General features: G+C 49.7%; 1 tRNA gene and 1 rRNA gene. Both read left to right on the top strand.

The features are described 5' to 3' along the window. The first annotated feature begins 60 nt into the window (after positions 1–60). Positions 61–136, top strand: a tRNA-Thr gene (locus tag ACJY2L_RS20715). A 40-nt stretch (positions 137–176) separates the two neighbouring features. Next, positions 177–292 (top strand): 5S ribosomal RNA (rrf, locus tag ACJY2L_RS20710). Positions 293–459: the final 167 nt, after the last annotated feature.

Here is a 459-nt window from a genome sequence, read left to right as displayed (position 1 = left end):
ATGGTAGTGTGGGGTCTCCCCATGCGAGAGTAGGGAACTGCCAGGCATCAAATTAAATGTGCTGATATGGCTCAGTTGGTAGAGCGCACCCTTGGTAAGGGTGAGGTCCCCAGTTCGACTCTGGGTATCAGCACCAGTTTTAGATAAGTAAATGGGTTCGGCAAATAAAGAATTTGCCTGGCGGCTGTAGCGCGGTGGTCCCACCTGACCCCATGCCGAACTCAGAAGTGAAACGCCGTAGCGCCGATGGTAGTGTGGGGTCTCCCCATGCGAGAGTAGGGAACTGCCAGGCATCAAACAGACAGAGCCCCGTGCAAAAGCACGGGGCTTTTTCTTTTGCATCTTATTCATACCATTATCCTTAACTACCTTAACTACCTTAACTACCTTAACTACCTTAACTACCTTAACTGCCTTAACTGCCTTAACTGCCTTAACTGCCTTAACTGCCTTAACTGC

This window comes from Duffyella sp. Ts4 (assembly GCF_051851875.1).
GTDB classification, from domain to species: Bacteria; Pseudomonadota; Gammaproteobacteria; order Enterobacterales; family Enterobacteriaceae; genus Duffyella; species Duffyella gerundensis.
Note: the sequence above shows the minus strand (reverse complement) of the source record. Positions and strands in the feature narration are given on the sequence as shown.